This is a genomic window from Streptomyces polyasparticus (assembly GCF_014493765.1).
Taxonomy (GTDB): Bacteria; Actinomycetota; Actinomycetes; order Streptomycetales; family Streptomycetaceae; genus Streptomyces; species Streptomyces polyasparticus.
The window spans coordinates 1-537 of sequence record NZ_JACTVJ010000168.1; the positions used below are offsets into that span (position 1 = coordinate 1).

Consider the following 537-nt stretch of genomic DNA (forward strand, 5'->3'; position numbering starts at 1 on the left):
GGGGCTTCTTCGTCAACAACGGCTCTGGAGGTGCCCAATGAGCCGGTGATGGCAGCAATTGCACTCAACACAAACAACACGCCGGCAATCACAAAGGCGAAAATCCATTGCAAAGCGAAAACCTTGGTGAAAAATTGGCCCAAACCCAACCCAAACATGAGTGCGGCAGAACTGAATCCGACACCCCAATCGTTATAGGCCACCAACAACAAGCCGGGAGCAAGCAAAAAGTCCCAAATAAGCACATTGCTCACCACACGGCCCACAAACTTGTGGACGTGGAACATAACTGCTCCGTTCCAGAAGATTGCGAGCAACAACCACGAGAAGGGGAGTGCTGCGGTTGGAAGATGGATCAATGCCCAAACCTTCAATGGCTTGATCGAATAAGTTTTGTGAGTGGCATACAATGACAAGATGTTGAAAAAGTTGAGGATCAATACGATTTCACTCCACACAAAATGCTTGCGAGCAAACAAAATTGACCACAAAAAGTGGCCCACGTTGAAAAGAGTGAAATGCCATCCCACCTTTCTC

Annotated in this window: 1 protein-coding gene; it reads right to left on the bottom strand. The window is 48.0% G+C overall.

Going from position 1 to position 537, the window contains the following annotated elements; translation table 11 throughout:
* On the bottom strand, positions 1-503 hold a 503-nt coding region (locus H9Y04_RS49315; protein ID WP_187820195.1), incomplete at its 3' end, for a DUF1774 domain-containing protein.
* Positions 504-537 lie beyond the last annotated feature (34 nt).